This is a genomic window from Umezawaea sp. Da 62-37 (genome assembly GCF_032460545.1).
Classification (GTDB): Bacteria; Actinomycetota; Actinomycetes; order Mycobacteriales; family Pseudonocardiaceae; genus Umezawaea.
Map to the genome: position 1 here is coordinate 5665124 of NZ_CP135965.1, position 24028 is coordinate 5689151.

The window sequence follows — 24028 nt, forward strand, 5'->3', positions numbered from 1 at the left end:
CGTGCGTACCGGGGAGGAACCGCATGCGCCTGTCAGTCGTCATTCCGTGCTTCAACGAGGAGCGCGGGCTGGCGGAGCTGCACGAGGTGCTCTGCCGAGTGCTGCCGGACGTGTCCGATGACTTCGAGGTCATCCTGGTCGACGACGGCAGCAAGGACGGCACGCTCGGCGAGCTGCGCCTGCTGGCCGACCGCGACCCCCGGTTCAGGTTCCTCGCACTGAGCCGGAACTTCGGCAAGGAAGCCGCGATGTTGGCGGGTTTGAGCCAGGCGGGCGGCGACCTCGTGGCCATCATGGACGCCGACCTCCAGCACCCGCCCGAGCTGCTCGGCCGGATGGTCGACATGCTCTCCGGCGGCTACGACCAGGTCGTGGCCCGGCGGACCAGGACCGGCGAGAAGCCGACCCGCAAGATGCTGTCGCACCTGTACTACCGGCTGATCAACAAGGTCGTGGACGTCGAGCTGGAGGACGGGGTCGGCGACTTCCGCGTGCTGACCCGCCGCGCCGTGCAGGCCCTGCTGTCGCTCGGCGAGTACAACCGGTTCTCCAAGGGCCTGTTCGCCTGGATCGGCTTCGACACCGCGGTCGTCGACTACGAGAACGTGCAGCGGCACGCGGGCAACAGCACGTGGACGTTCCGCAAGCTGCTGAACTACGGCATCGACGGCGTGGTGTCGTTCAACAACCGCCCGCTGCGCCTGGCGATCTACCTCGGCGGGCTCGTGACGGCACTGGCGTTCTGCTACTCGGTCTTCATCGTCGTGCACGCCGTCCGCGACGGGATCTTCGTCCCCGGCTACGTGACGATCATGTGCGGCGTGCTCGGACTGGGCGGTCTGCAACTGCTGTTCCTCGGCGTGATCGGCGAGTACCTCGGCCGCATCTACTACGAGACCAAGCGCAGACCGCACTTCCTCGTCAAGGAGTCCAGCGGGCGCCCCATCCCCGTGACCGTGCCGCTCGGCCCCGAGGTGGCCGACCACTCCGACCTCGCGGGCACCCCGGTGGTCCTGCCGTTCGCGGAGCGCACCCCGTCGTGAACCCGCGGTTCGCCAGGATCCTCCGGTTCGGGCTGGTCGGAGTGGTCAACACCGGGGTCTACTACGGCTGCTACCTGCTGCTGTGCCGCTGGCTGCCCGTCATGGCGGCGCACGTGCTCGCGTTCCTGATCGCGATGGTCGGCTCGTACTTCCTGAGCTGCTACTTCACCTTCCGGATCAAGCCGACGTGGCGGAAGTTCCTGCTCTTCCCGCTCTCCAACGCGACGAACTTCGTGATCAGCACCGCGGGCCTGTACCTGCTGGTGCACTGGCTCGACGTGGACAGCCGGCTCGCGCCGCTGGCGGCCGCCGCGGCCGCGATCCCGTTCACCTACCTCGTCGCGCAGTTCGTGCTGGTCACCCGCACCGCCGAAAGTGAGCTCCAGCCTTGACCCAGCTCGCCCGCAGGGCGCTGCCGCCGTCGGTGGTCGTCCTGGTCGTCGCGCTGCTCGCCCAACTCCCGTTCCTGCGCAACAGGTTCTTCTACGTGTGGGACGACAGCGCCGCGCAGTTCCTGCCCTCGTGGCACTTCCTGGGCGACCGGCTCGCCGCGGGGCGGTGGCCGGTGTTCCTGTCGGTCGACAACTGGATGGGCGGCAACTTCTCCGCCGAGGCCCTGTTCGGCCTGTGGAACCCGGTCAACCTGGCGAACTACCTGCTGGTGTCCCGGTTCGACGACCTCGCGCTCGCCGGGCTGGTGGTGAAGACCGAGTTCCTGGCGCTGCTCGCGCTCGGCGCGTACCTGCTGTGCCGCGAGTACGGGGCGAAGCCCGCCGCGGCCGCGGTCCTCGCGATCGCCCTGCCGTTCGGCGGGTTCACGCTCTACTACGACACCGCGTCGTGGGTCGCGGGCCTGATGGCGTTCACCTGGATCCCGTACACGTGGTGGTCCGCGCGCCGGGTGGCCCGCGGCGCCGGGAGTCCACTGTGGCCGTTCCTCTTCGGCGCGCTCGCCGTCACGACCGGGAATCCGTACGGGCTGCTGGGCGTGTGCGCGGTGCTCTTCGCGCTGCTGATCGAGTCCTGGCTCGCCCGCGACCGCGCGGCGCTGCTGCGCCTGCTGCTCGTCGGCGTGCTCGTCGCGCTGGTCGTGCCGCTGGTGTACCTGCCGCTGCTGGGGAACTCGGCGGTGACCGAGCGCGCGGGCCAGGGCTTCGCCAGCAACGGGATGCTGATGCCGAGGCTGTCGGACTTCCTCAACCCGTCCATGCCCAGCCACCGGCCGATGATCACCACGTTCGCCGACCCGACCCGGCTCAGCGTGCCCGGCATGTACTTCGCCTGGTTCATCGTCCCCCTGCTGCCCTGGCTGGACTGGGGCATCGTGCGGGAGCGGTGGCGGGAGCTGACGGCGGTGTTCGTCGTGTTCGGCGGGTACCTGCTGTTCGCGATCGGGCCGTCGAACATGTGGATGTTCCGGTTCCCGCTGCGCCACGTCGAGGTCGTCTACCTGGCGTTCGGCGTCGTGTTCGCGGTGCTGCTCAGCGCGGGCCTGCGCACCGACCGGACGCGCGCTCGGGTGCTGGTCACGGCGGGCGCGCTGCTGTTCACCGCGTACCTGACGTTCGCGGCCGGCCCGTGGGAGTTCCGGCGGCACCTGGTGTCGCTGGTGCTGCTCGTGGTCGGCACCGCGCTCGCCGTGCGGCTGGCGAACACCCGCGCGCTGCACGTCGTGCTGGTGGCCGGTGTGGCGCTCGCCCTGCTGCTGCAGACCGCCTGGTTCCCCAAGAACGCCGACGTGGCCGAGTACGGCTTCCCGCGCACGGTCTCGGAACTGCGCGCCGACGACTACCAGGGCACGACCTACCAGGTCGGCTCGGTCGTCGTGGGCAACAACGGGCTGCTGCTGAACGCGGCCGCGGTGGCCTCCTACACCGGCATGGGCTACCGGAAGTTCAAGCAGGCGACCTGCATGAACTACATCGGCACGACCTGCGCCCAGGGGCTCGCCAAGCTGCTGGAGCCCACGGACGTCGGTCCGCCGCTGATCGACCTCATGCGCGTCGAGACCGTCGTTGTGCAGAAAGCGGTCGACCCGAACCCGGTCGCGCCGCCGGGCTGGCGGGTCGAACGGGACAACGATCTTGTCACGGTGCTGCGCCGCGACGGCCCGATCCAGTGGCCCGGCGGCCGGGTGTCCTGGACCGATGCAGGGATCTCGGCCGACACGTCGACGGACACCCGCGAGACGCTGCGGATCGACCGCCCCGGCAAGGTCGTCCTCGCCAGGCTGAACTGGCCCGGCTACCGCGCCGAACTCGACGGAAAACCCGTGGACGTGCGCGAAGGCCCCGCCGGACTGGTCGTTCTGGACGTGCCGAAGGCGGGTGCGCTGACCCTCACCTGGCGGCCGCCGGGACTGGTGCCCGGACTGGTCGCGGCGGTGCTGGCCGTGCTCGGCGCTCTTGCGTTCAGCGCGGTGACCGTCGTGCGCCGCCGCCGTTTTGGCTGATCAGTGGACTTGTCCGCAAAACGGGGGCGATTGGGGTCCGCGACGGGGACCCCGCTATCCTCGGGCGCCGTGAGCTTCGCTGGTTATGACCTGATCGTTGTCGGTTCCGGATTCTTCGGTCTCACGGTTGCCGAGCGCACCGCGACCCAGCTGAACAAGCGGGTCCTGGTCCTCGACCGCCGTGAGCACATTGGTGGCAACGCCTACTCGGAGGCGGAGCCGGAGACGGGCATCGAGGTGCACCGCTACGGCGCGCACCTCTTCCACACCTCCAACAAGCGGGTGTGGGAGTACGTCAACCAGTTCACCGAGTTCACCGGCTACCAGCACCGCGTGTTCGCCAAGTACCAGGAACAGGTCTACTCGTTCCCGATGAACCTGGCGCTCATCAACCAGTTCTTCGGCAAGTCCCACACGCCGGACGAGGCCCGCGAGCTGATCGCGGAGCTGTCCAGCGAGATCGAGACCGCCGACGCGCAGAACCTCGAGGAGAAGGCGATCTCGCTGATCGGCCGTCCCCTCTACGAGGCGTTCATCCGCGGTTACACCGCCAAGCAGTGGCAGACCGACCCGAAGAACCTGCCCGCGGCCAACATCACCCGGCTGCCGGTGCGCTACAACTTCGAGAACCGCTACTTCAACGACGACTTCGAGGGCCTGCCGGTCGACGGCTACACCGCGTGGCTCGAGAAGATGGCGGAGCACGAGAACATCGAGGTCCGGTTGAACACGGACTACTTCGACGTCAAGGACGAGATCCCGGCGGGCACGCCGGTCGTCTACACCGGGCCGCTGGACCACTACTTCGACTACTCCGAGGGCCGTCTGGGCTGGCGCACCCTGGACTTCGAGCGCGAGGTCGTGAACACGGGCGACTTCCAGGGCACCTCCGTCATGAACTACAACGACGAAGAGGTCCCCTACACCCGCATCCACGAGTTCCGGCACTTCCACCCGGAGCGGGACTACCCGAAGGACAAGACGGTCATCGTCCGCGAGTTCTCCCGTTTCGCCAAGGAGGACGACGAGCCGTACTACCCGATCAACACGGCCGAGGACCGCACCATGCTGGAGCGGTACCGCGAGCTGGCCAAGGCCGAGGCCGCCGAGCGCAACGTGCTGTTCGGCGGGCGGCTGGGCACCTACCAGTACCTCGACATGCACATGGCGATCGGCGCCGCGCTGAGCGCCTTCGACAACAAGATCGCGCCGCACCTCACGGACGGCAAGCCGATCGACGGCAGCATCTGATCTCGAACGCTCGGTGATCGCCCGGTGGGACGTCGGATCCCACCGGGCGATCACCTTTTGTGAACACGGTGGAACGGCGAACGCCCGGACGGGCGGCTGCCGCCTCCGTGGGTACTATGTCGGATAACGCCGCCGCACTTGATCCACGACTTCGTGGCGTTCGCGGGTGCGGCGCAGCACGCCATGACCACACGTCGAACGTTCGAATCTGAACCCGAATCCGCGTTGATGGCGGTTCGCCGGAGGAAGCACGTGACCGAGCAGGCCAAGGCCCCTAGCGCCGCCGCCCCGAAGATCGAGACGACCGCTCCGGACAACAAGGTCAGCGACGTGGCTTCGGTCCGCGTCGCGGCCAGGGGAGCGGGAATCAACCCGAACCAGGTGCTGCAGCGGGTGATCCTGCCCCGCGACGAGGACCCGCTCGACGTCCGTCCGCTGTACCTGGACGAGCCCGCGAACGTGCACAGCCACGTCGTGTCCCGCCGGTCGGTGACCGTGCCGTCGTCCGCCAAGGTCTCGTTCGCGTCGTACTTCAACGCGTTCCCGGCCAGCTACTGGAAGCGCTGGACCGTCGTCGAGGAGGTCGTGCTGCGCCTCTCCGTGCGCGGCGCTGGCCGCGTCGACGTCTACCGCTCCAAGCCCAGCGGCGACCACATCCACCTCGAGGGCCACGCCGTGCGCAGCCCGAAGGCGTGGACGAACCTCGAACTCCGGGTCAGCCTCAAGCCGTTCGAGGACGGCGGCTGGATCTGGTTCGACGTGTTCACCGACGACACGCCGCTGGAGATCAAGGAAGCCGCGTGGACGACGGACACGCCGCTGCCGGAGCAGAAGGTCGCCATCGGCATGACGACCATGCGCCCCATCGACGCGGTCATCGCGCTGCGGGCGCTCGGCGAGGACCCCGCGGTCCTCGACGTCGTGCAGAAGGTGTTCGTCGCCGACCAGGGCGCGATCAAGGTCAAGGACACCCAGGGCTACGCCGAGGCGCGCAAGCTCCTCGGTGACAAGCTGGAGATCATCGAGCAGGAGAACCTCGGCGGTTCCGGCGGCTTCACCCGCGGCCTGTACGAGGCGATCGAGCACACCGACGTCGCCCAGATCATGCTCATGGACGACGACATCCGGCTGGAGCCGGACGCCGTGCTCCGCTCGAACGCCTTCGCCCGCGCGTGCGCCCAGCCGGTCATCGTCGGCAGCCACATGCTCAACCTCCAGGCCCGCTCGCGGCTGCACAGCATGGGCGAGGTCGTCGACCTGGCCACCTGCAACTGGCGCGCGGCCCCCGGCGCCCTGACCGACCACGACTTCGCGACGGACACCCTCCGCGAGACCGAAGAGCTGCACCTGCGCATCAACTCCACCTACAACGGCTGGTGGATGTGCCTGTTCCCGCGTGAGGTCGTGCAGCGCACCGGCTACCCGCTGCCGCTGTTCATCAAGTGGGACGACGCCGAGTACTCCCTCCGCGCGCTGGAGAAGGGCTACCCGACCGTGTCGCTGCCCGGCTCCGCCGTGTGGCACATGCCGTGGACCGACAAGAACGACGCCACGGACTGGCAGGCGTACTTCCACACCCGCAACCGCCTGGTGATGGCGGCTCTGCACAGCCCGTACGACATCCGCTCGACGCTGCTGAAGCAGGGCCTCAAGCTCACCCTGCGCCACCTGCTGTCGATGGAGTACTCCACGGTCGCCGTGCAGCAGAAGGCCATCGAGGACTTCCTCGCGGGCCCCAGCAAGCTGTTCGACTCGCTGCGGACGGCGCTGCCGGAGATCCAGGAGCTGCGCAAGCAGTACACCGACGCCCAGATCCTCACGTCGGCCCGCGAATTCCCGCCGCCCACCTACGACATGGTGCGCGCCGAGCAGATGCTCAAGCCCCCGGTGAACCCGGCGGTCATCGCGGCCAAGGCCTCCAAGGCCCTCCTGCACAACCTGCGCGACCCGGAAAGCTCCACCGCCGACCGCCCGCAGATCAACGTCCCCGCCACCAACGCCCGCTGGTTCCTCCTCGGCAACCTGGACAGCGCCACCGTCTCCAACGCCGACGGCAGCGGCGTTGCCTTCCGCAAGCGCGACCCGAAGGAATTCCGCCAGCTGGCCGCCAGGTCCGCCCGGAACTACCGACGTCTCGCCCAGGAATGGCCCCGCCTCAAGAAGGTCTACCGCGACGCCATGCCAGAACTCACCTCGGTGGAATCCTGGCGCAAAATCTTCGAAAACTGACCTACCCCCGAAAAGGCCCGGACCTCACAGTCCGGGCCTTTTCGCGAGTCGAACCTCCAGACACCCCGTGTCGAACCTCCAGACACCACGAGTTCCACACTCGGGCATTCCTGGTCAGCTCCTGCGCGAGGTGATCACCCCAGTGTTGAACCCCGCCAGGTGCAGCCCGCCGTGGAATCGAGCATGCTCGATCTTCACGCACCGGTTCATCACCACGCTCAACCCCGCCACCTCGGCTTTCGCCGCCGCCCCCTCGTGGAACAGCCCCAGCTGCAACCACAACGTCCGCGCCCCAACCGCGACCACCTCATCCGCCACACCGGGCAGGTCGTCGTGCTTGCGGAACACCGACACCAGGTCCGGAACCTCGGGCAGGTCGGCCAACGACGGGTAAACCTGGTGCCCCAACAACGCGTCCAACCGCGGATTCACGAAATAAACCCGATACCCCGTGGACGACAACAAATAAGTCGCCACGAAAAAACTGGGCCGGGCGGTGTTCGAGGACGCGCCCACCAATGCCACGGATTTCGTCTCCCGCAGCAACGCCTGCCTGCCAACCGCCGACTCGATCATTTCACCGCCCTGGTCAAGGCCTGGTCCAAGTCCCACAGGATGTCGTCCACGTCTTCCAACCCCACCGAAATCCGAATCAAATCCGGTGTAACCCCCGCCGCCACCAGTTGCTCATCCGTCAACTGCTGATGCGTAGTAGATCCAGGATGGATCACCAACGTCCGAACATCCCCCACGTTCGCCAGGTGGCTGCACAACTCCACCGCCTCCACGAACCGCTGCCCCGCCTCACGCCCCCCGACGACCCCGAACGCGAACACCGCCCCTGGCCCCGCAGGCAGGTACCGAGCAGCCCGCGCATGATGCCGATGCGAGGGCAACCCCGCGTACGACACCCACGAAACCCGCTCGTCCCCCTCCAACCACTCCGCCACAGCCCTGGCGTTCCGCACGTGCTCATCCATTCGCTGCGGCAGCGTCTCCACCCCCTGGAGCAGCAGGAACGCCGACTGCGGCGACAGCGTCGCCCCGATGTCCCGCAACTGCTCCGCCCTCAGCCGCGTGCAGAACGCGTACTCCCCGAAGTTCTCCCAGTACCGCAGCCCGCCGTAGCTGGGGACGACCTCGGTCATCCGCGGGAAGTTGCCGTTCCCCCAGTCGAACTTCCCGGAGTCCACGACCACCCCGCCGAGCGTCGTCCCGTGCCCGCCGAGGAACTTCGTCGCCGAGTGCAGCACGATGTCCACCCCGTGCTCCAGCGGCCGCACCAGGTACGGCGTCGCGAGGGTGGCGTCCACGACCAGCGGAATCCCGTGCGAGTGCGCCAGGTCGGCCAGCCCGGCCAGGTCCGCGATCACCCCGGACGGGTTGCCGATGACCTCGGTGAAGATCAGCTTCGTGCGGTCGGTGATGGCCGCCGCGTAGTCCGCGACCTCCTCGCCCGCCACGAACGTCGTGGACACCCCGAACCGGGCCAGCGTGCCCGTGAGCTGGGTGACCGTGCCGCCGTAGAGGCCCGAGGCCGACACGACGTGGTCACCCGCCTCGGTCAGCGCGGCGAACGTCAGGAACTCGGCGGCCTGCCCGCTGGACGTGGCGACGGCGCCGATCCCGCCCTCCAGGCTGGCGATCCGCTCCTCGAACGCGGCGACCGTGGGGTTGCCGATCCGGCTGTAGACGTTGCCGTACTTCTGCAGCGCGAACAGGTTCGCGGCGTCCGCGGTGTCCTGGAAGACGAAGCTCGTGGTCTGGTAGATCGGCACGGCGCGGGCGCCGGTCGTCGGGTCCGGCGCGCCACCCGCGTGCAGCGCCCTGGTGCGGAAGCCCCAGGCGCGGTCTTCTCGGCTCATCCTGCCGATCCTCACCCATCCGGACCCCCGGCGGAAGGCGGTCCACGCGATGGGACAACCCAACCACCGGGTCGGGCGTGCTCATCCCATGGGGAGCAAGAGGAGAGCTGACTACTACGACGGTCCGGCCCACGACTACGTGAGCTACTGGGACGGGCGCGACTACGAGCACGCGGCTGAGGAGGTGGCGATCCGCAAGTTGTTGGGGGACAACATGTTCGAGCGCGCCGCCGACATCGGTGGCGGCTACGGCAGGCTGAGCCTGCTGCTCCGCCGGTACGCCGAGCACGTCACGCTGGCCGAGCCGAGCAAGCGGCAGCTCGACGTGGCCGCCGACTTCCTGGCCGAGCACCCGGAGATCGAGCGCGTGCGGACGCAGGCCGACGACCTGGTGTTCGCCGACGGGTCGCTCGACCTGGTCACCATGATCCGGGTGTCGCACCACCTGCCCACGCCCGGCGTCGAGTTCGCCGAGATCAGCCGGGTCCTGGCGGTCGGCGGCACCGCGATCGTGGAGGTCGCCAACGTGGCGCACGCCCGCAACCGGCTCCGCTACCTGCTGCGGCGCGAACCGCTGCCGACCGCGCCCGTCGACATCCGGTCGCCGGAGAACCGGCACGACGGTGAGATCCCGTTCGTGAACCACAACCCGCACGTGGTGATCGAGCAGTTGGCCGCGGTCGGGTTGCGGACCGAGAAGGTGCTGTCGGTGTCGAACCTGAGGAATCGGACGCTGAAGAGGCTGCTGCCGCACCGGACGCTGGTCGGGGTGGAGAGGTTCCTGCAACCGGTGCTGGCGCCGGTGTTCTTCGGGCCGAGCATCTTCCTCCTGCTGCGCAAGGAGTGACGTCTCATTCTTTGATGCCGCTCTCCACCACGCCGCGGACCAGGAACCGCTGGAGCGCAAGGAACACGACGACCAGCGGCGTGATGGAGATGGCGGCGGCCAGGAACAGCTCGTGCACGTTGATGCTCTGCGCGGTGAGGAACACCGACAGGGCGACCTGCACGGTCCACGAGTCCTGGTCCTGCGCGACGACCAGCGGCCAGAGGAACTGGTTCCAGCTGGTCATGAACGCGATCACGCCCAGTGCGGCGAAGAAGCCGCGCGAGTTCGGCACGACGATCCGCCAGTAGGTGCCCCAGTGGCCGAGGCCGTCGATCCGGGCGGCTTCCTCCAGTTCGGGTGGGAAGTTGCGGAAGTACTGCCGGAACAGGAAGGCGGTGAACCCGCTGAACAGGCCGGGGATCACGAGGCCGCGCAGGTCGCTGATCCAGCCCAGCGTCGAGACCACGACGAACGTGGGCACGAACGTGACCGCGGCCGGGATCATCAGGGTGGCCACGACGGCGTAGAGCACCTTGTCCGCGTGCCGGTAGGGGATGCGGGCGAGGCCGTAGCCCGCGAGCGAGCAGAACAGGAGCTGGCCCGCGGTCTGGAGGACCGCGACCACGGTCGAGTTCAGGACGCTGCGCAGGATCGGGACGGCGGGATCGTCGAACAGCTCGCCGAAGTTCTCCCAGTGCGGCCGTTCCGGGAACAGCCGCCAGTCCCGCCCGGTGATCTCGGCCTCGGTCGCGAGCCCGTTGCGGACGATCAGGTAGAACGGCAGCAGGAACAGCACCGCCAGCACCGCCAGCGCCAGGTAGCGCAGGGCCTTCATCGGGTGATCACCCTGCCCTGGAGGAGGGTCACGGCGGCGATCACGAGCGCGAGCAGCACCGCGCCCGCGCCGCCGTGCCCGAAGTCCTGCTCCCCGCTGCCCAACGACGTGTAGTACAGGTACACCAGCGGCGGCCGGGCGAACGGCGGGTAGCCCTGCGCGGAGCCGAGCACGTTGTAGAACTCGTCGAACGCCTGGTAGGCGGCGATCAGGTTCAGCAGCAGCACCGCGATCGACGTCGTGCGCAGCTGCGGCAGCGTGATGTGCCGCAGCGTCTGCCACCCCGGCTTGGCGCCGTCGATCCACGCCGCCTCGTACAGGTGCTTCGGAATCCGCTGGAGCCCGGCGATGAACAGGATCAGGTAGAAACCCAGCTGGAGCCACAGCCGCAGCGTCACCAGCACCACCCAGTACCACGGCGGGTCGGTGGAGCCGATCCACGCGATCGGGTCCACGCCGAACCAGCCGAGCACGGTGTTCGCCAGCCCGTAGCGGACCCCGTTGAAGATGGACAGCTTCCACACCAGCGACGCCACCACGTAGGAGCACGCGGCGGGGAGGAAGAAGACGGACCGGAAGAACGCCCGCATGAAGGTGATCCGGTCGACCAGCAGTGCCAACCCCAACGACAGCACGAACGTCGTCGGCACGATGAACAGGGCGAAAGCGCTGAACGTGCCGAGGCTGCGGAGGAACGGCCCGTCGGTCAGCATGTCGGCGTAGTTGGCCAGCCCCACGAAGTCCGTCGGCGTGACCGTGTTGCGCGCGTCGAAGAACGACAGCGCCACGCTCCAGCCGATCGGGACGTAGACGAAGGCCAGCAGGCCGATGGCGAACGGGCCGACGAACAGCCAGAACGCGCGGGTGTCCGCCCGCCTCATCCGTACAGGCGCTTGAGCTCGTCGCGCGCCTTCTGCGCCGCTGCCTTGAGTTCCGTGCCCGCGTCGGCGCCCTCGCGGACGACGCGGGACACGGCGTCGTCGAGCGCCCTGCTCATCGACGGCACCCAGTCCGGCGGGTTGGAGGACTTCGCGTTCTCCCGCACGAACCTCACCGCGTCGGCGGCCACGCCGGTGGTCAGCTTGCCCGCCTTCGCGGCCAGGCTCTCGCGCGGCGGGATGTGGAAGCCGTAGGAGAGGTTGAAGTCCTCCTGGTAGTCGGTGCGGTCGACCCACAGCCACTTGATGAACGCCTTGGCCTCGTCGATGTGCTTGCTCTTGGCGTTCACCATCGCGCCGTACGCGCCGACCGGCACGCTCGCCCGCCCGTTGGCGTCGAGCTTCGGCCACGGCAGCACGCCGAAGTCGTCGCCGAGCGCCTTCTGCACGGCGGGCACGGTCCACAGGCCGGTCCACTGCATCGCGACGAGCCCCTGGGTGAACGCGTCGGGCTCGGCCCAGTCCTTCACGGCCCCCTGGAGCATCGCCCCGCTGGCGTACAGCTCCCGCAGCTTGCCGATCGCCACCGCGGCCGACGGCTCGTCGAACCCGACGTCGTGCCCGGTCGTGACGTAGTCCAGCCCGACCGACCACAGCGCGGGGCCGCCCAGCACGGCGACACCGCCGTCGTTGCCCGCGAAGATGCCCTTCACGTCGCCCTTGGTCAACCGCCGCGCCGCGTCGACCAGCTCGTCCACAGTGGACGGTGGCGCGATCCCGGCTTCGTCGAACATGCTCTTGCGGTAGAACAGCATCTGCATGTCCACGGCCTGCGGGATGCCGTACACCTGCCCGTCGACGGTGTGCCCGGCGAGGATGGTCGTGGTGAAGTCATCCTTCGCGGACGCGATCACGTCGTCCAGCGGCAGGATCTGCCCGGACCGGACCGCGCTGATCTGGGTGACGGACTCGAAGACGTCCGGTTCACCGCCCGCCGCCAGCAGCGCGGCGGCGAGCTTCGAGTCGTAGTCGCCCGGATTCCACTGCACGTCCACGGTCGCCATGTCGTAGGACTTGGCGTACCGCTCGACCGCCTGCTGCACGCCCGGTTCGCCGTAGGCGTGGTACCACTGGCGGAGCGTTCCGCCGCTCCCGTCGCCGCGGCCGGTGTTCGAGCCGCAGGCGCCCAGCAGGCCCGCCAGCGCGGCGGCTCCGGTCGCGGACAGGACTGCGCGTCGGCTGATCTCCCCAGAGTTCACACGGTCCGTACTACTACGACCGCGCTGCGTGCACAAACGGTCCCAGCCGCCGGTACCCGTTCGACGGCTTCGGACTGCCGTAGCGGGCGGAGTCGGAGGGCGGCGGCCCTCCGACTTCCACTCACTTGCGGAAGAACCGCTCCTGCTGGCCGAGGCGGACGAGCTTCAGCCACTCGACGAACGCCTTGGGGTCCTTGCGGACGGCGAGGAAGTACAGGCCGAACCGGAAGACCTCCAGCGCGCCGAGCTTGCGCATTCCCGGCTGCGACAGCAGGTAGCCGCGGTTGCGGTAGGTGTAGTACCGCTTGATCGGGTTCTCGGGGTCCTGCGCGTGGAACCGGCCGCCGAGCATCGGCTTGAACTCGTCCGAGCCGTCCGGGTGCAGGTAGGCCACCTTGAGCGACGTGCCGAAGCGCAGCCCCGTGCGGACGAGCCTGCGGTGGATCTCGACCTCGTCGCCGCGGAAGAACAGCCGGTAGTCCGGCACGCCGATCACGTCCACCGTGGAAGCGCGGAAGAGCGCCCCGTTGAACAGCGACGCGATGCCGGGCAGGAAGTCCGTGCCGAGGTCGCCGGTGTTGCGCTTCCACGTCAGGCCGCGGCGCAGCGGGAACGCGAGCTTGTCCGGCGACTCGATGTTCGACACCACCGGGGAGATCGCGGCGAGCTTGCGCTTCTCCGCCTCCTCCAGCAGCACGGCCAGCACGGTCTCGTCGGCGGGCCTGCCGTCGTCGTCGGCCAGCCACAGCCACTCGGCGCCCAGCGACAGCGCGTGCAGCATGCCGAGCGCGAACCCGCCCGCGCCACCGAGGTTCCGGTGCGAGGCGAGGTACGTGGACGGGATGGGGCACTGGTCGACCAGGTCCTCGACGGGCTGGTCCGGACCGTTGTCCACGACCACCAGGTGGTCGGGGACCCTGGTCTGCGAAGCCAGCACCTTGAGCGACTCGGAGAGCAGCTCACGGCGGTGCCGCGTCACGACGACGGCCACGACGGAGCCCTTGGGCAGTGCCTCGATCACGGTCTACTCGCCACCATTCGTGCTGAGCACGGGATCGCCGCCGATGCGGGCAAGGGTCTCCGGGCTGAGGTACTTGAACGGGTCCGTGCCCTTGTACGCGGTCAGGACCTCGCGCAGGGAGCCCTGCTGCTTGACCATGCCCTCGTCCATCCAGATCGCCGTGTCGCAGAACTCGATCAGCGTCTCGTCGGAGTGGTTCGCGAACACCAGCAGGCCGGAGCGCCGCACCAGGTCCTTGAGGCGGTCCCGCGCCTTCGCCATGAACGCCGCGTCGACCGCGCCGATGCCCTCGTCCAGCAGGAGGATCTCGGGGTCGATGGACGTCACGACGCCCAGCGCCAGGCGGACGCGCATACCCGTGGAGTAGGTGCGCAGCGGCATCGACAGGTAGTCGCCGAGTTCGGTGAACTCGGTGATGTCGTCGACCCGCTTCTCCATCTGCTTGCGGGTCATGCCGAGGAACAGGCCGCGGATCATGATGTTCTCGTACCCGGAGATCTCCGGGTCCATGCCGACGCCGAGGTCGAACACCGGCGCGACCTTGCCCGTGATGCGGGAGCTGCCCCTGGTGGGCTCGTAGATGCCCGCCAGCAGCCGCAGGAGCGTCGACTTGCCCGCGCCGTTGTGCCCGACGAGACCGACGCGGTCACCCTCCTTGATGGAGAGGGTGATGTCGTGCAGCGCCTCGATTATGGGGACCCGGCCCTCGGACCCGATCTTGCCGCCGACCTTGCCGAGGGCGAGCTTCTTCAGCGACCTCGACTTGGCGTCGAAGATCGGGAAGTCGACCGATGCGTTCCAGACTTCGATGCTGACCATGTTTTGCGGCCTCACTCAGACCCAGTAGGAGACGCGGGCACGGTAGTTGCGCAGCGCCACGAATGCCAATGCCCAGCCGCCGATCGTGAACGCGCCGACCACCACCCAATGGTGCCAGTACTGCGCGTGCCCGATCAGCGGTGCCCGGACGATCTCCACGAAGTGGTAGAGCGGGTTGAGCTCCGCGATCAGGATGCGCCAGTTGCCTTCGCCGTTCGTGACCTTGTTGAGCACACCCGTGTGCCACACGATCGGCGTCATGAAGAAGATCAGGTTGATGAAGCTGTTGATCACCGGCGGGATGTCCCGGAACCGGGTGCTGATGATGCCGAACAGCAGCGCGACCCAAACCGCGTTGATGACGACGAGGGCCATCGCGGGGATCACCAGGAGGATCGTCCAGGTGATGCCCGGATGCATGAAGTCGTCGCCCTCCATGTGGTAGGGCTTCGTCAGCGCGGGGAAGAAGACGATCAGCACGATCACGTAGACGGCCAGGTTGTGCGCGAAGAAGAGCAGCTGGCGCCACACCATCCGCAGCACGTGCACGGTCATCGGCGCAGGTAGGTGCTTGATCAGCCCCTCGTTGGCGATGAAGACGTCGGTGCCCTCGGTGATCACGCCGAGGATGAAGTTCCAGATCACGAAGCCGACCGTGACGTACGGCAGGAACGTCGCGATGTCCTGGTTGAACAGCGTCGAGTAGAGCAGGCCCAGCGCGAGCGCGGTCGATCCCATGGAGATGGTGATCCACAGTGGACCGATCACCGACCGCCGGTACCGCTGCTTGATGTCCTGCCAGCCAAGGTGCCCCCACAGCTCCCTGTGCTGCCACGCGTCTCGCACATCGGCGAACGCGCGCGCGAAGGTGCGCGAGTTGGACGCAGGGGGTGCTTCAGGTCGGTCGACCGTACTCGTGGGTTGCACGAGAGCTGAGACTACCGGCGGCAGGTGGGTGCACTTGCCGCCGGTCGGTCACGGAGCGGTTACCGATCTTCGGAACCGGCCAACACGCTGGTCACCTTCACGATCACCTGTTCGTGGTCGTAGGTGTACCCCTCGTAGCTGAATTCGATCCCGGACTTCTCCACGTACTCCATCCACGCCCGGTGCTCGTGCTGCTCCCAGCCGGGGAAGTTGAAGTACTCGTCGAACGCCACGACGCTGCCGGGCACCAAACGGGGGCCCACGAGGTCCAGGACGGTCTTCGTGGACGAGTACAGGTCGCAGTCCACGTGCAGGAAGGTCACGGGCCCCTCGTGCTCCTCGAGGAAGCCGGGCAGGGTGTCGTCGAACCAGCCGACGACCAGCTCGGCGCCCGGCACGTCCGGCAGCCCCTCGACGTTGAACATCCCGGCGGGGAAGCCGTTGCGCCAGTCCTCGGGCAGGCCCTCGAACGAGTCGAAGCCGAAGACGTCCTTCTCGCCGCGGGAAGCGGCGATGATCTTCAGCGTGCTGCCGGTGTAGACGCCGAACTCCAGCGCCAGGCCGTCCTGCGCGACCATCCCCAGCGCGAACTCCAGGGTCTGGTGGGGGTGGCCGAACTGCGGCACCCTCGGCATGTGGTCGCGCACGAACTGCGCGCTCTGCAACGCGGCTTCGCGCTCACCGGCGAACACCAGGTCGCGGCGCGCCCTGATCTCGAACTGCCTGCTGGTCTCGACGATCCGGTCGGACTGGTGCCGCACGTCCTCGCGCAGGCCGTCCACCTCGCGCTGGAGAGCGTCGATGCGCTCGGTCTGCGCGCGGTGGTACGGGCCGACCACCTCGTCGATCGCCCTGGTCACCTTGTCGCGGAGGGATCGGCGCACCTGCTCGGCTCGCAGCGTGCGGCGGACTCGGTCGAGCACGTCGGGTTCTCCTCTCGGCGCACCAAAAGTCGCCGCTTCGTCCATCGGTGTGCGGGTGGTACCCGTCACCGTCGTGCGCAAGAGGCGCAGTCTGCACCGAACTCAGAGGTACTGACCAGACCCGGAGATGTGCGGGCCTTCGGGAGCTTCCAATCCACCGCTGCCCGCGGGCAGCGCGCGGCCGCGCATCTGCTCCAACTGGACGCGCGCCGCCATCTGCTGGGCGAACAGCGCGGTCTGGATGCCGTGGAACAAGCCCTCCAGCCACCCCACCAGCTGCGCCTGCGCGATCCGCAGTTCCGCGTCGGAGGGGATCCCGTCCTCGGTGAACGGCAGTGAAAGCCGTTCCAGCTCGTCGCGCAGCTCCGGCGCGAGACCGTCCTCGAGCTCCTCGATGGACCGCTTGTGGATCTCCTTGAGCCGGGCGCGGCTGGCCTCGTCCAGCGGTGCCGCGCGCACCTCCTCCAGGAGCTGCTTGATCATCGTGCCGATCCGCATGACCTTCGCCGGTTGCTCCACGAGCTCCGACACGTCCTGCCCGCCGTTGGTGTCGGCGGCGGCGGGGATCCGGGCGGTGCCCACGGGGGTCCCGTCCGGCCCGACCACCACGACGTGCCTCTCGTTCTCGCCTGCCTCGCTCATGTGCCCATCCTGGCCCGATCGGCGGAACGCGCACCAACCGGGTCCTGCCCCTGCTGCGGGCTGACTCGTCCACCTCCGTACGGTGTGCGGCATGGCGTTCGACGTCGCTCGGGTCCGGGGTCTCTTCCCCGCGCTCGGCGACGGCTGGGTGCACCTGGACGCTCCGGCGGGCATGCAGGTGCCCGAACAGGTGGCCACGGCCGTCTCCACCGCACTTCGCGCCCCGGTTTCCGGGCCGGGTGGCATCTTCCCCGCCTCGCAGCGCGCCGAGGCCATCGTGGACGCGGCCCGCCGGGCCATCGCGGACCTCGTGGGCGCCGACCCCGCCGGTGTCGTGCTCGGCCCGAACTCCGCCGTGCTGCTCCAGCGCCTCGCCGACGCCATGTCCGACGGCTGGTTCCTCGGCGACGAGGTCGTGGTGTCGCGGCTGGACCACCCGTGGAACATCGCGCCGTGGCAGCGCGCCGCGCAGCGGACCGGCAGCGTCGTGCGGTGGGCCGAGGTCGACATCGAGACGTGCGAACTCCCCGCGTGGCAGTACGACGAGCTGGTGACCGACCGCTGCAAGCTCGTGACGGTGACCGCGGCCTCCGGCGCCGTCGGCACCCGCCCGGACCTCCGCAAGATCGCCGAAGCCGCCCGCCGCAGGGACGCGCTGGTCGTCGTGGACGCCTCGTCCGCGGCGCCGTTCGTGCCGCTGGACATCAGGTCGATGAACGCCGATGTCGTCGCCGTCTCGGCGAACACCTGGGGCGGCCCGCCCGTCGGCGCGCTGGTGTTCCGCGACGCGTCGATGCTCGACCACCTGCCGTCGTGCTCGGTCGAACCCGGTGCGCGCGGCCCGGAACGGCTGGAGCTGGGACCGCACGCCTACCCGCTGCTGGCCGGTCTGGTCGCGTCGGTGGACTACCTCGCGGGACTGGACGACGCGGCCATCGGCCCGCGCCGCGAACGCGTGCTCACGTCGCTGGGCTCGGTGAAGGCCTACCAGGCCGGGCTGCTGGCCAACCTGATCAACGAACTGCGCTCGCTGCGCCACGTGATGGTGATCGGCGACGCCATGCGCCGGGTCCCCGCGCTGGCGTTCACGATCGCGGGCGTCAAGGCCGCCGAGGGCGTCGAACACCTGGCCGAGCGCGGCGTCTGCGCGTTCGCGGATCCCGGCCAGCACGGGGTTTTCTCGGTGCTCGGTGTGGGCGAAGTGGGTGGTGCTATCCGAGTCGGCCTCGCGCACTACACGAACGCGGTAGAAGTGGACCAACTCGTGCGGGCGGTCGCCGAGCTGGGATAGGGCGAGGGGGCCTGGTGGACGACTCGCTGGCAAGGGAGATCGCCGACCTGGCGGCGTTGCAGCGGCTGGCGCCGATCATGTCCGACTACCTGCCCGTCACGGCGCAGGAGCTGCGGCCCGCGGCGCTCGCGGCGGTGGTCGACGAGATCCTGCTCGGGTCGCGCACGGTCCTCGTGGAGTGCGGGTGCGGCTCGTCGTCGGTGATCCTGGCCCGTTTCCTGGCCAGGCGCGGGTTCGGGCACCTGCTGTCCATCGAGCACGACGAGCGCACGGCCGCGTTCGTGGCGAGCCAGTTGCGCCGCGAGGGCCTCGGGCGGGTGGCACGGGTCGTGCACGCCCCGCTGGAGGTCCACCCGGCCGCGCTGGGCACGGCGACCTGGTACGCCCCGCAGCTGGTGCACGACGAGGTGTCCGACTTCGTCGGCCGCTTCGGGCTGGTGGACCTGCTGCTGGTGGACGGGCCGTCGCTCGGCGACGCCCGGTACCCCGCGCTGCCGGTGCTGCGGGCGGTGCTCGCGCCCGGCGCCGCGGTGCTCGTGGACGACGCCGACCGGCCGGGTGAGCAGGCCGTGCTGGTGCGCTGGGCGGAGGAGTTCTCGTTGCGCTTCCGCACCACTCCGCGCACGTCGCTGGCCACCGCCACCGCGATCGACTGATGATCACCCAGAGTGCGCGCCCGTCGGGTTACCCATTCGTAGAGTAATTGCGGAATGCGGGTTTGAAAAAAGTTTAGGTCGGCTGAGCTGGGACGAAGCATTTCTTTCCACTTCCGGGTGAACCTACCCGGAGGAGTGCCCGAACGTTCTTGCGTACAGGTGCTGATTCGTGGAGGGAGGTGAATTCCATGAAGACAACCAGTTCCACCGTTATCCGACGAATGCTCATTTCCGTCGGATTCGTGATCGGCTTCGGTGTCCTCGCCGTGGGAACGGCGAACGCCGATGAGGACAGTTCTCCAGGTTTGCTCGGCGGCCTCTCCCAGGTCGTCGCACCGGTGACCGATCAGGTCATCGCCCCGGTGGCGAACCGGGTCGTAGTTCCGGTGACCGACCGGCTGGCGCCCGTGGTGAGCGGGGTGACCGCGGTGGCCGAGCCGGTGCTCACCCCCGTCACCGCAGCGGTTCATCCTCTGACCGAACCGCTGCGACCGTTGGTCGACCAGCTCGCGCCCGCTGTCAGCGGCGTGACGGGCCTGGTCGAGCCGGTGCTGACCCCGGTGCTCGAACCGCTTCGACCCGTGACGGAGCCCTTGCTGGCCCCGGTGGTCGGGGTGGTGGACAGGACGCTCCCGGTGGCGACACCGATCGTCCGGCCCGTCACCGCGCCGCTCGTGCGCCAGGCGGACACCCCCGTGGTGCCCGCGGTGCCCGTCACCCCGGTCGTGCCGGAAGTGCCCGACGTGTCACCGCCGGTGCCGGCGGAGGCGGCCGCTCCCGCGAGGGACGCACGGCTTTCCCCGGAAACCCCCGCGTGGGGTCCTTCGGCGCAGGCCGCGACCACACCGCCCCCGTCGACCTCGACGGCCGCTCCCGCGCCTGTCCTGCGGCACCGGGGTGATTCGCCCGAGGTGCCGCACGACGTCCCGTTCGTCGTCTCGGGGATGACGACGTCCGCCTCGGCGGGCGGCTCGAACGGTTCCGCGTCGGCAGACCTCCCCGGAACACCGAGGACCAAGCCGGACGAAACCGGCCTGACCGCCATCACCGGTGGCCCGGCGCGTTGGTCGTGGTTCTACGACTACGGCCTCAGTCATCCCAGTTGACCCCACCTGATCGACCAAGCCGACAGATCACCGAGCTTGATCATCAGGAAGGTTCGACATGCACAAGTACGTCCAACGCGGCCTGCTCGCCGCGGTCCTCTCCGGCGGGTTCGTCCTGCTGGGTCAGACGATGGCGAGCGCCGACACGTCCCACAACGGACCGCTCGGCCTCGGAGGCGTCGTCAACACCGTGACGTCCTCCATCGCGGGCAACGGCGGTGACTCGGGCAACGGCGGCAACGCTTCCAGCTCGAACAACGCCACCTCGGGCGGTTCCGGCAACTCGGGGAACTCCGGTTCCACCGGCGGCAACTCGGCCTACGGGCTGTGCGTGCTGGCGGACTGCACCACCACCGTCGGTTCCGGCGACTCGGGCAACACCGGGTCGACGGGTGACACGGGCAACGCCTCCAACAACAGCAACACCGCAGGCGGCAACTCGGGTCCGGCCGGTGACGGCGGTTCCGCGACGGCTGGTGGCGGCTCCTCCCGTGGAGGCGACTCCTCCGCTGTCGCCGAAGGCGGCAACGGCGGTGACTCGGGCAACGGCGGCGACGCCTCCAGCTCGAACAACGCCACCTCGGGTGACTCCGGCAACTCCGGTGACTCGGGTTCGACCGGTGGCAACTCGGCCTACGGGCTGTGCGTGCTCGCCGAGTGCAGCACGAGCGTGAGCTCGGGCGACTCGGGCAACACGGGTGCGACCGGGGGCACGGGCGACGCCTCCAACAACAGCACGACGGTTGGCGGCAACTCCGGCCCCGCGGGCGATGGCGGCAACGCCACGGCCGAGGGCACGCAGGGCCACGGCGGGTGGAACAACGGCAGCGACTCCGACGTGACCGCGATCGCGGGGGACGGCGGCAACTCGGGCGATGGCGGTTACGCCTCCAGCTCGAACTCCGCCACGACCGGCGACTCCGGCAACTCGGGCGACTCGGGTTCGACCGGCGGCAACAGCGCCGTCGTGTTCGACCAGGGCGGCAGCCGTTGGAACCACGACGAGTCCAGCACCGCGGTGACGTCCGGCGACTCGGGCAACACCGGTGCGACCGGTAACACGGGCAACGCCTCCAACAACAGCAACACCGTTGGCGGCAACTCGGGTTCGGCGGGCGATGGCGGCAACGCCATGGCGTGGGTCTCGCAGAGCCACGACAGCAAGTGGGGCCACGGGGACAAGTGGGGCCACGGCAGCAAGTGGGGCCACCAGGACAACTGGAGCCACGACAACACCGACGTGAGCGCGATCGCGGGCAACGGCGGCAACTCGGGCGATGGCGGCAACGCCACCAGCTCGAACAACGCCACGACCGGCGGCTCGGGCAACTCGGGTGACTCCGGCTCCACCGGCGGCAACACGGCCACCACCGAGACCCGCGGCAGCGACCACGGCTGGAACGACTCGGGTTGGGGCAACAGCTGGAACAACTCCGGCTGGAACAACAACGGCTGGAAGCACTCCGGTTGGAAGAACGACAGCTGGAAGAACGACGGTTGGAAGCACCACGAGGGCACGAAGTCGTCCACCGCGGTGACTTCGGGCGACTCGGGTGACACCGGTCCGACCGGTGACACCGGCGACGCGACCAACCACAGCAACACGGTCGGTGGCCACTCCGGCTCGGCGGGCGACGGCGGCAACGCCAAGGCGCACGCCAGGGTCTAGGTAGCCACGAGGTGATCAAAGGCGGGGCCGGCATCTGCCGGCCCCGCTTTCTCGTGCGTTCAGGAGGTCGAGCCCGCTACCGCGCGGCGGTCGGACTCCCGTGGACGGCCTGGTGGTCGAGCGTGCTGAGGAAGTGGGTGAACGCCCGGTCCGTGCGGTCGCTGTCGCCGGTGGCGTCGAGGTCCATGAGCAGACCGTGGAAGACCGCGAGGACGAACGTGGCGAGTTCCGGCCGGTCGATGCCGCGCAGGCCCTCTTCGAGCGGTCCGAGCCAGTCGGTCGTCGTCACCCGGTCGTAGTCGGGCAGCAGCCGCTGCGCCGCGCTGTCCCGCCACTGGCTGAACATCCGCACGTAGGGCTGCCCCTCCGGGCCGGTGACGAAGGTCCAGGCGTTCATCAGCGTGACGGTGTACGGCTGGTCGGGGCGTACGCGCAGCAGGTCGCCGAAGGTGCTGAGCTGCCGCCGCCGCGCGTGCTGGAGGACCGCGCGCAGCAGGGCGTCGCGGGTGCCGAAGTGGTAGATCAACATGCGCGTCGAGGTGCCCGCGGCGCGGGCCAGCGGTTCGAGCCGGTCGGGCAGCCCGTGCGTGAGCGCGTGGTCGGCGCAGGCGTCGAGCAGCCTCGCCTTGATCTCCGGTTGCGGTCGTCGTCCCACCGGCGCACTTTTTCACGTAATTCGCGGTACGTCTACCGTCGGTTGAAGGGTGATCCCGCCGAACGAGGCGTTGTGATCACGGTCGACGATTCGGGAGCACAAGGATGACCAGAACAACCACGCGCGCCCTGGTCGGCGTGATCGCGGGCGCGATGCTGCTGGGCGGCACGCCTGCGATGGCGCACACCGACGCGCCCCGCCCGCCGTCGCTGACGTGGACGGACTGCGGTGGCGGCTTCCAGTGCGCCACCGCCGAAGTGCCGCTGGACTACCGCGACCCCAGGGGCGAGAAGATCGGGCTCGGCGTCACCCGCAAGCAGGCCAACGACCCGGCACGGCGAATCGGGTCCCTGTTCCTCAACCCCGGCGGGCCCGGCGGCGGCACCGACGAGCTGGTGCGCTCCTTCAGCGCGGCGGGCCCGGCCGAACTGGGGGAGCGGTTCGACATCATCGGGTTCGACCCCCGAGGCGTGGAACGCAGTTCGCCGCTCGCGTGCCAGTCGCAGGCCGAGTACACCGAGGCGTGGTCGCAGGCGACGAGCAGGCCGACGACGGGTGGCTTCGACTGCGCCCTGGCGCAGGGCAAGCAGTTCGCCGACGCGTGCAAGCGGGAAAGCGCGCGGCTGCTGCCGTTCGTCGGCACCGAGTACGTCGCACGGAACATGGACCTGATGCGCCAGGCGGTCGGTGATGAGGAGCTGACCTACTTCGGCATCTCCTACGGCACTTACATCGGCACCGTTTACGCGAACCTGTTCCCGAATCGGGTTCGGGCGTTGGCGTTGGACGGTGCTTACAACCCGGAGACGTATGCGAACAGGCCGTACGAGTACGACCTCGGGCAGTACGTCGCCGTGGAGTCGGCGCTCGGTCGCCTCTTCGACTGGTGCCGTGCGACGCCTGCCGAGTGCGGGTTCGGCGACGGCGACCCGCGTGCCGCGTTCGTGGAGTTGCAGAACAGCCTGGACGCGGACTCGGCGCGCGCCGCGAACGGCGCGTTCGTCGGCAACGGCGCCCTGCTCACGTTCAACGTCGTGCGTGCCCTGGGCGGCGGGCTGGCCGCCTGGCCCGAGATCGCCAAGGGACTCCGCGCGGCCCAGCAGGACCGCTCCGGTGACCTGCTGGGCGCACCGCCCGCGCAGTCGCTCGCCGCGAACACCTCGGTCGAGTGCGCCGACCGCCTTTTCCCGATGGGCGAAGCGCGGTTGCGCGCTCAGCTGGCCAGGGCCTCGGCCGTCGCCCCGCTGACCGGACCGGCCCTCGCCTACGCGGTGCCCAGCTACGACCACGCGCACGCCACCGCCTGCACGCGGTGGCCGGTGCGCTCGAAGTCCCGGTTCGCCGGGCCGTTCGACGCCCGCACCGCGCCGCCGATCCTCGTGGTGGGCTCCACCGGCGACCCGGACACCCCGTTCCCGGACGCGGTCGCGCTGGCCTCGACCCTGCGCGGCGGCAGGCTGCTCACCTACCGGGGCGAGGGCCACACCGGGTTCCTGAACAGCAGGCAGTGCGTCGGCGACCACATCGTCGCCTACCTCGTGGCCGGCACGCTGCCTGCCAAGGGTGCTGTTTGCGGGGATTGAGCGACGCCTGTCGGAACGGTGTCACGGCACTGGTCGTGGTGGCGCCCGCCATCACGACCAGTGCCCGTCACGAGCCCGAAGCGGCCGCGCTCAGG

At 69.1% G+C, this 24028-nt stretch carries 22 protein-coding genes; 11 read left to right on the forward strand and 11 right to left on the reverse strand.

The annotated features are described in order from the left end of the window. Positions 1–23: 23 nt before the first annotated feature. The 5 genes from RM788_RS25960 to RM788_RS25980 all read left to right on the forward strand — a co-directional run bounded on the left by RM788_RS25960 (position 24) and on the right by RM788_RS25980 (position 6975). On the forward strand, positions 24–1043 hold the full coding sequence (locus RM788_RS25960) for a glycosyltransferase family 2 protein (protein WP_315934380.1): 1020 nt from the start codon (positions 24–26) through the stop codon (positions 1041–1043). After that, positions 1040–1435 (forward strand): GtrA family protein, encoded by a 396-nt coding sequence (locus RM788_RS25965; RefSeq protein WP_315934381.1) that lies wholly within the window; start codon positions 1040–1042, stop codon positions 1433–1435. Before RM788_RS25960 ends, RM788_RS25965 begins: the two co-directional genes overlap by 4 nt. Continuing rightward, the gene (locus RM788_RS25970; protein WP_315934382.1) at positions 1432–3495 is read left to right on the forward strand and encodes a hypothetical protein; all 2064 of its coding nucleotides are present in this window, start codon (positions 1432–1434) and stop codon (positions 3493–3495) included. Before RM788_RS25965 ends, RM788_RS25970 begins: the two co-directional genes overlap by 4 nt. A gap of 69 nt (positions 3496–3564) precedes the next feature. Continuing rightward, entirely contained in the window at positions 3565–4746 is a 1182-nt protein-coding gene (gene glf, locus RM788_RS25975) for a UDP-galactopyranose mutase (RefSeq protein WP_315934384.1), read from the forward strand. Between the two features lie 252 nt (positions 4747–4998). Then, the gene (locus RM788_RS25980; protein ID WP_315934385.1) at positions 4999–6975 is read left to right on the forward strand and encodes a glycosyltransferase; all 1977 of its coding nucleotides are present in this window, start codon (positions 4999–5001) and stop codon (positions 6973–6975) included. 114 nt (positions 6976–7089) lie between these two features. Here RM788_RS25980 and RM788_RS25985 read toward each other — a convergent pair whose 3' ends face one another. After that, entirely contained in the window at positions 7090–7551 is a 462-nt protein-coding gene (locus RM788_RS25985) for a CoA-binding protein (RefSeq protein WP_315934386.1), read from the reverse strand. Then, positions 7548–8840, reverse strand: coding sequence for an O-acetylhomoserine aminocarboxypropyltransferase/cysteine synthase family protein (locus RM788_RS25990; RefSeq protein WP_315934387.1), 1293 nt, complete (start codon positions 8838–8840; stop codon positions 7548–7550). Before RM788_RS25990 ends, RM788_RS25985 begins: the two co-directional genes overlap by 4 nt. Before the next feature lie 88 nt (positions 8841–8928). Between RM788_RS25990 and RM788_RS25995 the strand changes: the two genes are divergently transcribed. Next, positions 8929–9687, forward strand: coding sequence for a class I SAM-dependent methyltransferase (locus RM788_RS25995; protein WP_315934388.1), 759 nt, complete (start codon positions 8929–8931; stop codon positions 9685–9687). Positions 9688–9691: 4 nt separating this feature from the next. Here RM788_RS25995 and RM788_RS26000 read toward each other — a convergent pair whose 3' ends face one another. From RM788_RS26000 to RM788_RS26035, 8 genes are all read right to left on the reverse strand, one after another. Continuing rightward, a complete protein-coding gene (locus tag RM788_RS26000) occupies positions 9692–10504 on the reverse strand; it encodes a carbohydrate ABC transporter permease (protein WP_315934389.1) in 813 nt (270 codons plus the stop codon). Further along, entirely contained in the window at positions 10501–11385 is an 885-nt protein-coding gene (locus RM788_RS26005; protein WP_315934390.1) for a carbohydrate ABC transporter permease, read from the reverse strand. The genes RM788_RS26000 and RM788_RS26005 overlap by 4 nt, the downstream gene beginning before the upstream one ends. Further along, positions 11382–12641, reverse strand: coding sequence for an ABC transporter substrate-binding protein (locus RM788_RS26010; protein WP_315934391.1), 1260 nt, complete (start codon positions 12639–12641; stop codon positions 11382–11384). Before RM788_RS26010 ends, RM788_RS26005 begins: the two co-directional genes overlap by 4 nt. A gap of 121 nt (positions 12642–12762) precedes the next feature. After that, complete coding sequence (locus RM788_RS26015; protein ID WP_315934761.1) at positions 12763–13659, reverse strand: galactofuranosyltransferase GlfT1; 897 nt, start codon at positions 13657–13659, stop codon at positions 12763–12765. A gap of 6 nt (positions 13660–13665) precedes the next feature. Beyond that, on the reverse strand, positions 13666–14481 hold the full coding sequence (locus RM788_RS26020) for a galactan export ABC transporter ATP-binding subunit Wzt/RfbE (protein ID WP_315934393.1): 816 nt from the start codon (positions 14479–14481) through the stop codon (positions 13666–13668). 15 nt (positions 14482–14496) lie between these two features. Continuing rightward, a complete protein-coding gene (locus RM788_RS26025) occupies positions 14497–15408 on the reverse strand; it encodes a galactan export ABC transporter permease subunit Wzm/RfbD (RefSeq protein ID WP_315934394.1) in 912 nt (303 codons plus the stop codon). Between the two features lie 59 nt (positions 15409–15467). After that, entirely contained in the window at positions 15468–16331 is an 864-nt protein-coding gene (locus tag RM788_RS26030) for a class I SAM-dependent methyltransferase (RefSeq protein WP_315934396.1), read from the reverse strand. A gap of 102 nt (positions 16332–16433) precedes the next feature. Next, positions 16434–16973: a bacterial proteasome activator family protein gene (locus RM788_RS26035; protein WP_315934397.1), complete on the reverse strand. Its 540-nt coding sequence runs from the start codon at positions 16971–16973 to the stop codon at positions 16434–16436. A gap of 91 nt (positions 16974–17064) precedes the next feature. Here RM788_RS26035 and RM788_RS26040 point away from each other — a divergent pair, with 91 nt between their 5' ends. The 4 genes from RM788_RS26040 (at position 17065) to RM788_RS26055 (ending at position 21695) form a co-directional block, all read left to right on the forward strand. Continuing rightward, positions 17065–18264, forward strand: a complete 1200-nt coding sequence (locus tag RM788_RS26040) for a cysteine desulfurase-like protein (protein ID WP_315934398.1) — start codon at positions 17065–17067, stop codon at positions 18262–18264. A gap of 14 nt (positions 18265–18278) precedes the next feature. Next, a complete protein-coding gene (locus RM788_RS26045) occupies positions 18279–18920 on the forward strand; it encodes a class I SAM-dependent methyltransferase (RefSeq protein ID WP_315934399.1) in 642 nt (213 codons plus the stop codon). A 188-nt stretch (positions 18921–19108) separates the two neighbouring features. Next, the gene (locus RM788_RS26050) at positions 19109–20026 is read left to right on the forward strand and encodes a ribonuclease E domain-containing protein (RefSeq protein WP_315934400.1); all 918 of its coding nucleotides are present in this window, start codon (positions 19109–19111) and stop codon (positions 20024–20026) included. A gap of 58 nt (positions 20027–20084) precedes the next feature. Next, positions 20085–21695: a hypothetical protein gene (locus RM788_RS26055; RefSeq protein ID WP_315934401.1), complete on the forward strand. Its 1611-nt coding sequence runs from the start codon at positions 20085–20087 to the stop codon at positions 21693–21695. 76 nt (positions 21696–21771) lie between these two features. Here the strand turns inward: RM788_RS26055 and RM788_RS26060 are convergent, their stop codons facing one another. After that, complete coding sequence (locus RM788_RS26060; RefSeq protein WP_315934402.1) at positions 21772–22350, reverse strand: TetR/AcrR family transcriptional regulator; 579 nt, start codon at positions 22348–22350, stop codon at positions 21772–21774. A gap of 104 nt (positions 22351–22454) precedes the next feature. On the opposite strand from RM788_RS26060, the gene RM788_RS26065 reads away from it, so the two are divergent. Further along, positions 22455–23933, forward strand: a complete 1479-nt coding sequence (locus RM788_RS26065) for an alpha/beta hydrolase (protein ID WP_315934403.1) — start codon at positions 22455–22457, stop codon at positions 23931–23933. Positions 23934–24028: the final 95 nt, after the last annotated feature.

Excerpts from the sequence above, each read along its gene's own strand:
- RM788_RS26000 (WP_315934389.1), bottom strand. The coding sequence starts at position 10,504 with ATGAAGGCCCTGCGCTACCTGGCGCTGGCGGTGCTGGCGGTGCTGTTC.
- RM788_RS26050 (WP_315934400.1), top strand. The coding sequence starts at position 19,109 with ATGAAGACAACCAGTTCCACCGTTATCCGACGAATGCTCATTTCCGTC.
- RM788_RS25960 (WP_315934380.1), top strand. The coding sequence starts at position 24 with ATGCGCCTGTCAGTCGTCATTCCGTGCTTCAACGAGGAGCGCGGGCTG.
- RM788_RS26040 (WP_315934398.1), top strand. The coding sequence starts at position 17,065 with ATGGCGTTCGACGTCGCTCGGGTCCGGGGTCTCTTCCCCGCGCTCGGC.
- RM788_RS25985 (WP_315934386.1), bottom strand. The coding sequence starts at position 7,551 with ATGATCGAGTCGGCGGTTGGCAGGCAGGCGTTGCTGCGGGAGACGAAA.
- RM788_RS26055 (WP_315934401.1), top strand. The coding sequence starts at position 20,085 with ATGCACAAGTACGTCCAACGCGGCCTGCTCGCCGCGGTCCTCTCCGGC.
- RM788_RS26020 (WP_315934393.1), bottom strand. The coding sequence starts at position 14,481 with ATGGTCAGCATCGAAGTCTGGAACGCATCGGTCGACTTCCCGATCTTC.
- RM788_RS25995 (WP_315934388.1), top strand. The coding sequence starts at position 8,929 with ATGGGGAGCAAGAGGAGAGCTGACTACTACGACGGTCCGGCCCACGAC.
- RM788_RS26035 (WP_315934397.1), bottom strand. The coding sequence starts at position 16,973 with ATGAGCGAGGCAGGCGAGAACGAGAGGCACGTCGTGGTGGTCGGGCCG.
- RM788_RS26005 (WP_315934390.1), bottom strand. The coding sequence starts at position 11,385 with ATGAGGCGGGCGGACACCCGCGCGTTCTGGCTGTTCGTCGGCCCGTTC.
- RM788_RS26065 (WP_315934403.1), top strand. The coding sequence starts at position 22,455 with ATGACCAGAACAACCACGCGCGCCCTGGTCGGCGTGATCGCGGGCGCG.
- RM788_RS25990 (WP_315934387.1), bottom strand. The coding sequence starts at position 8,840 with ATGAGCCGAGAAGACCGCGCCTGGGGCTTCCGCACCAGGGCGCTGCAC.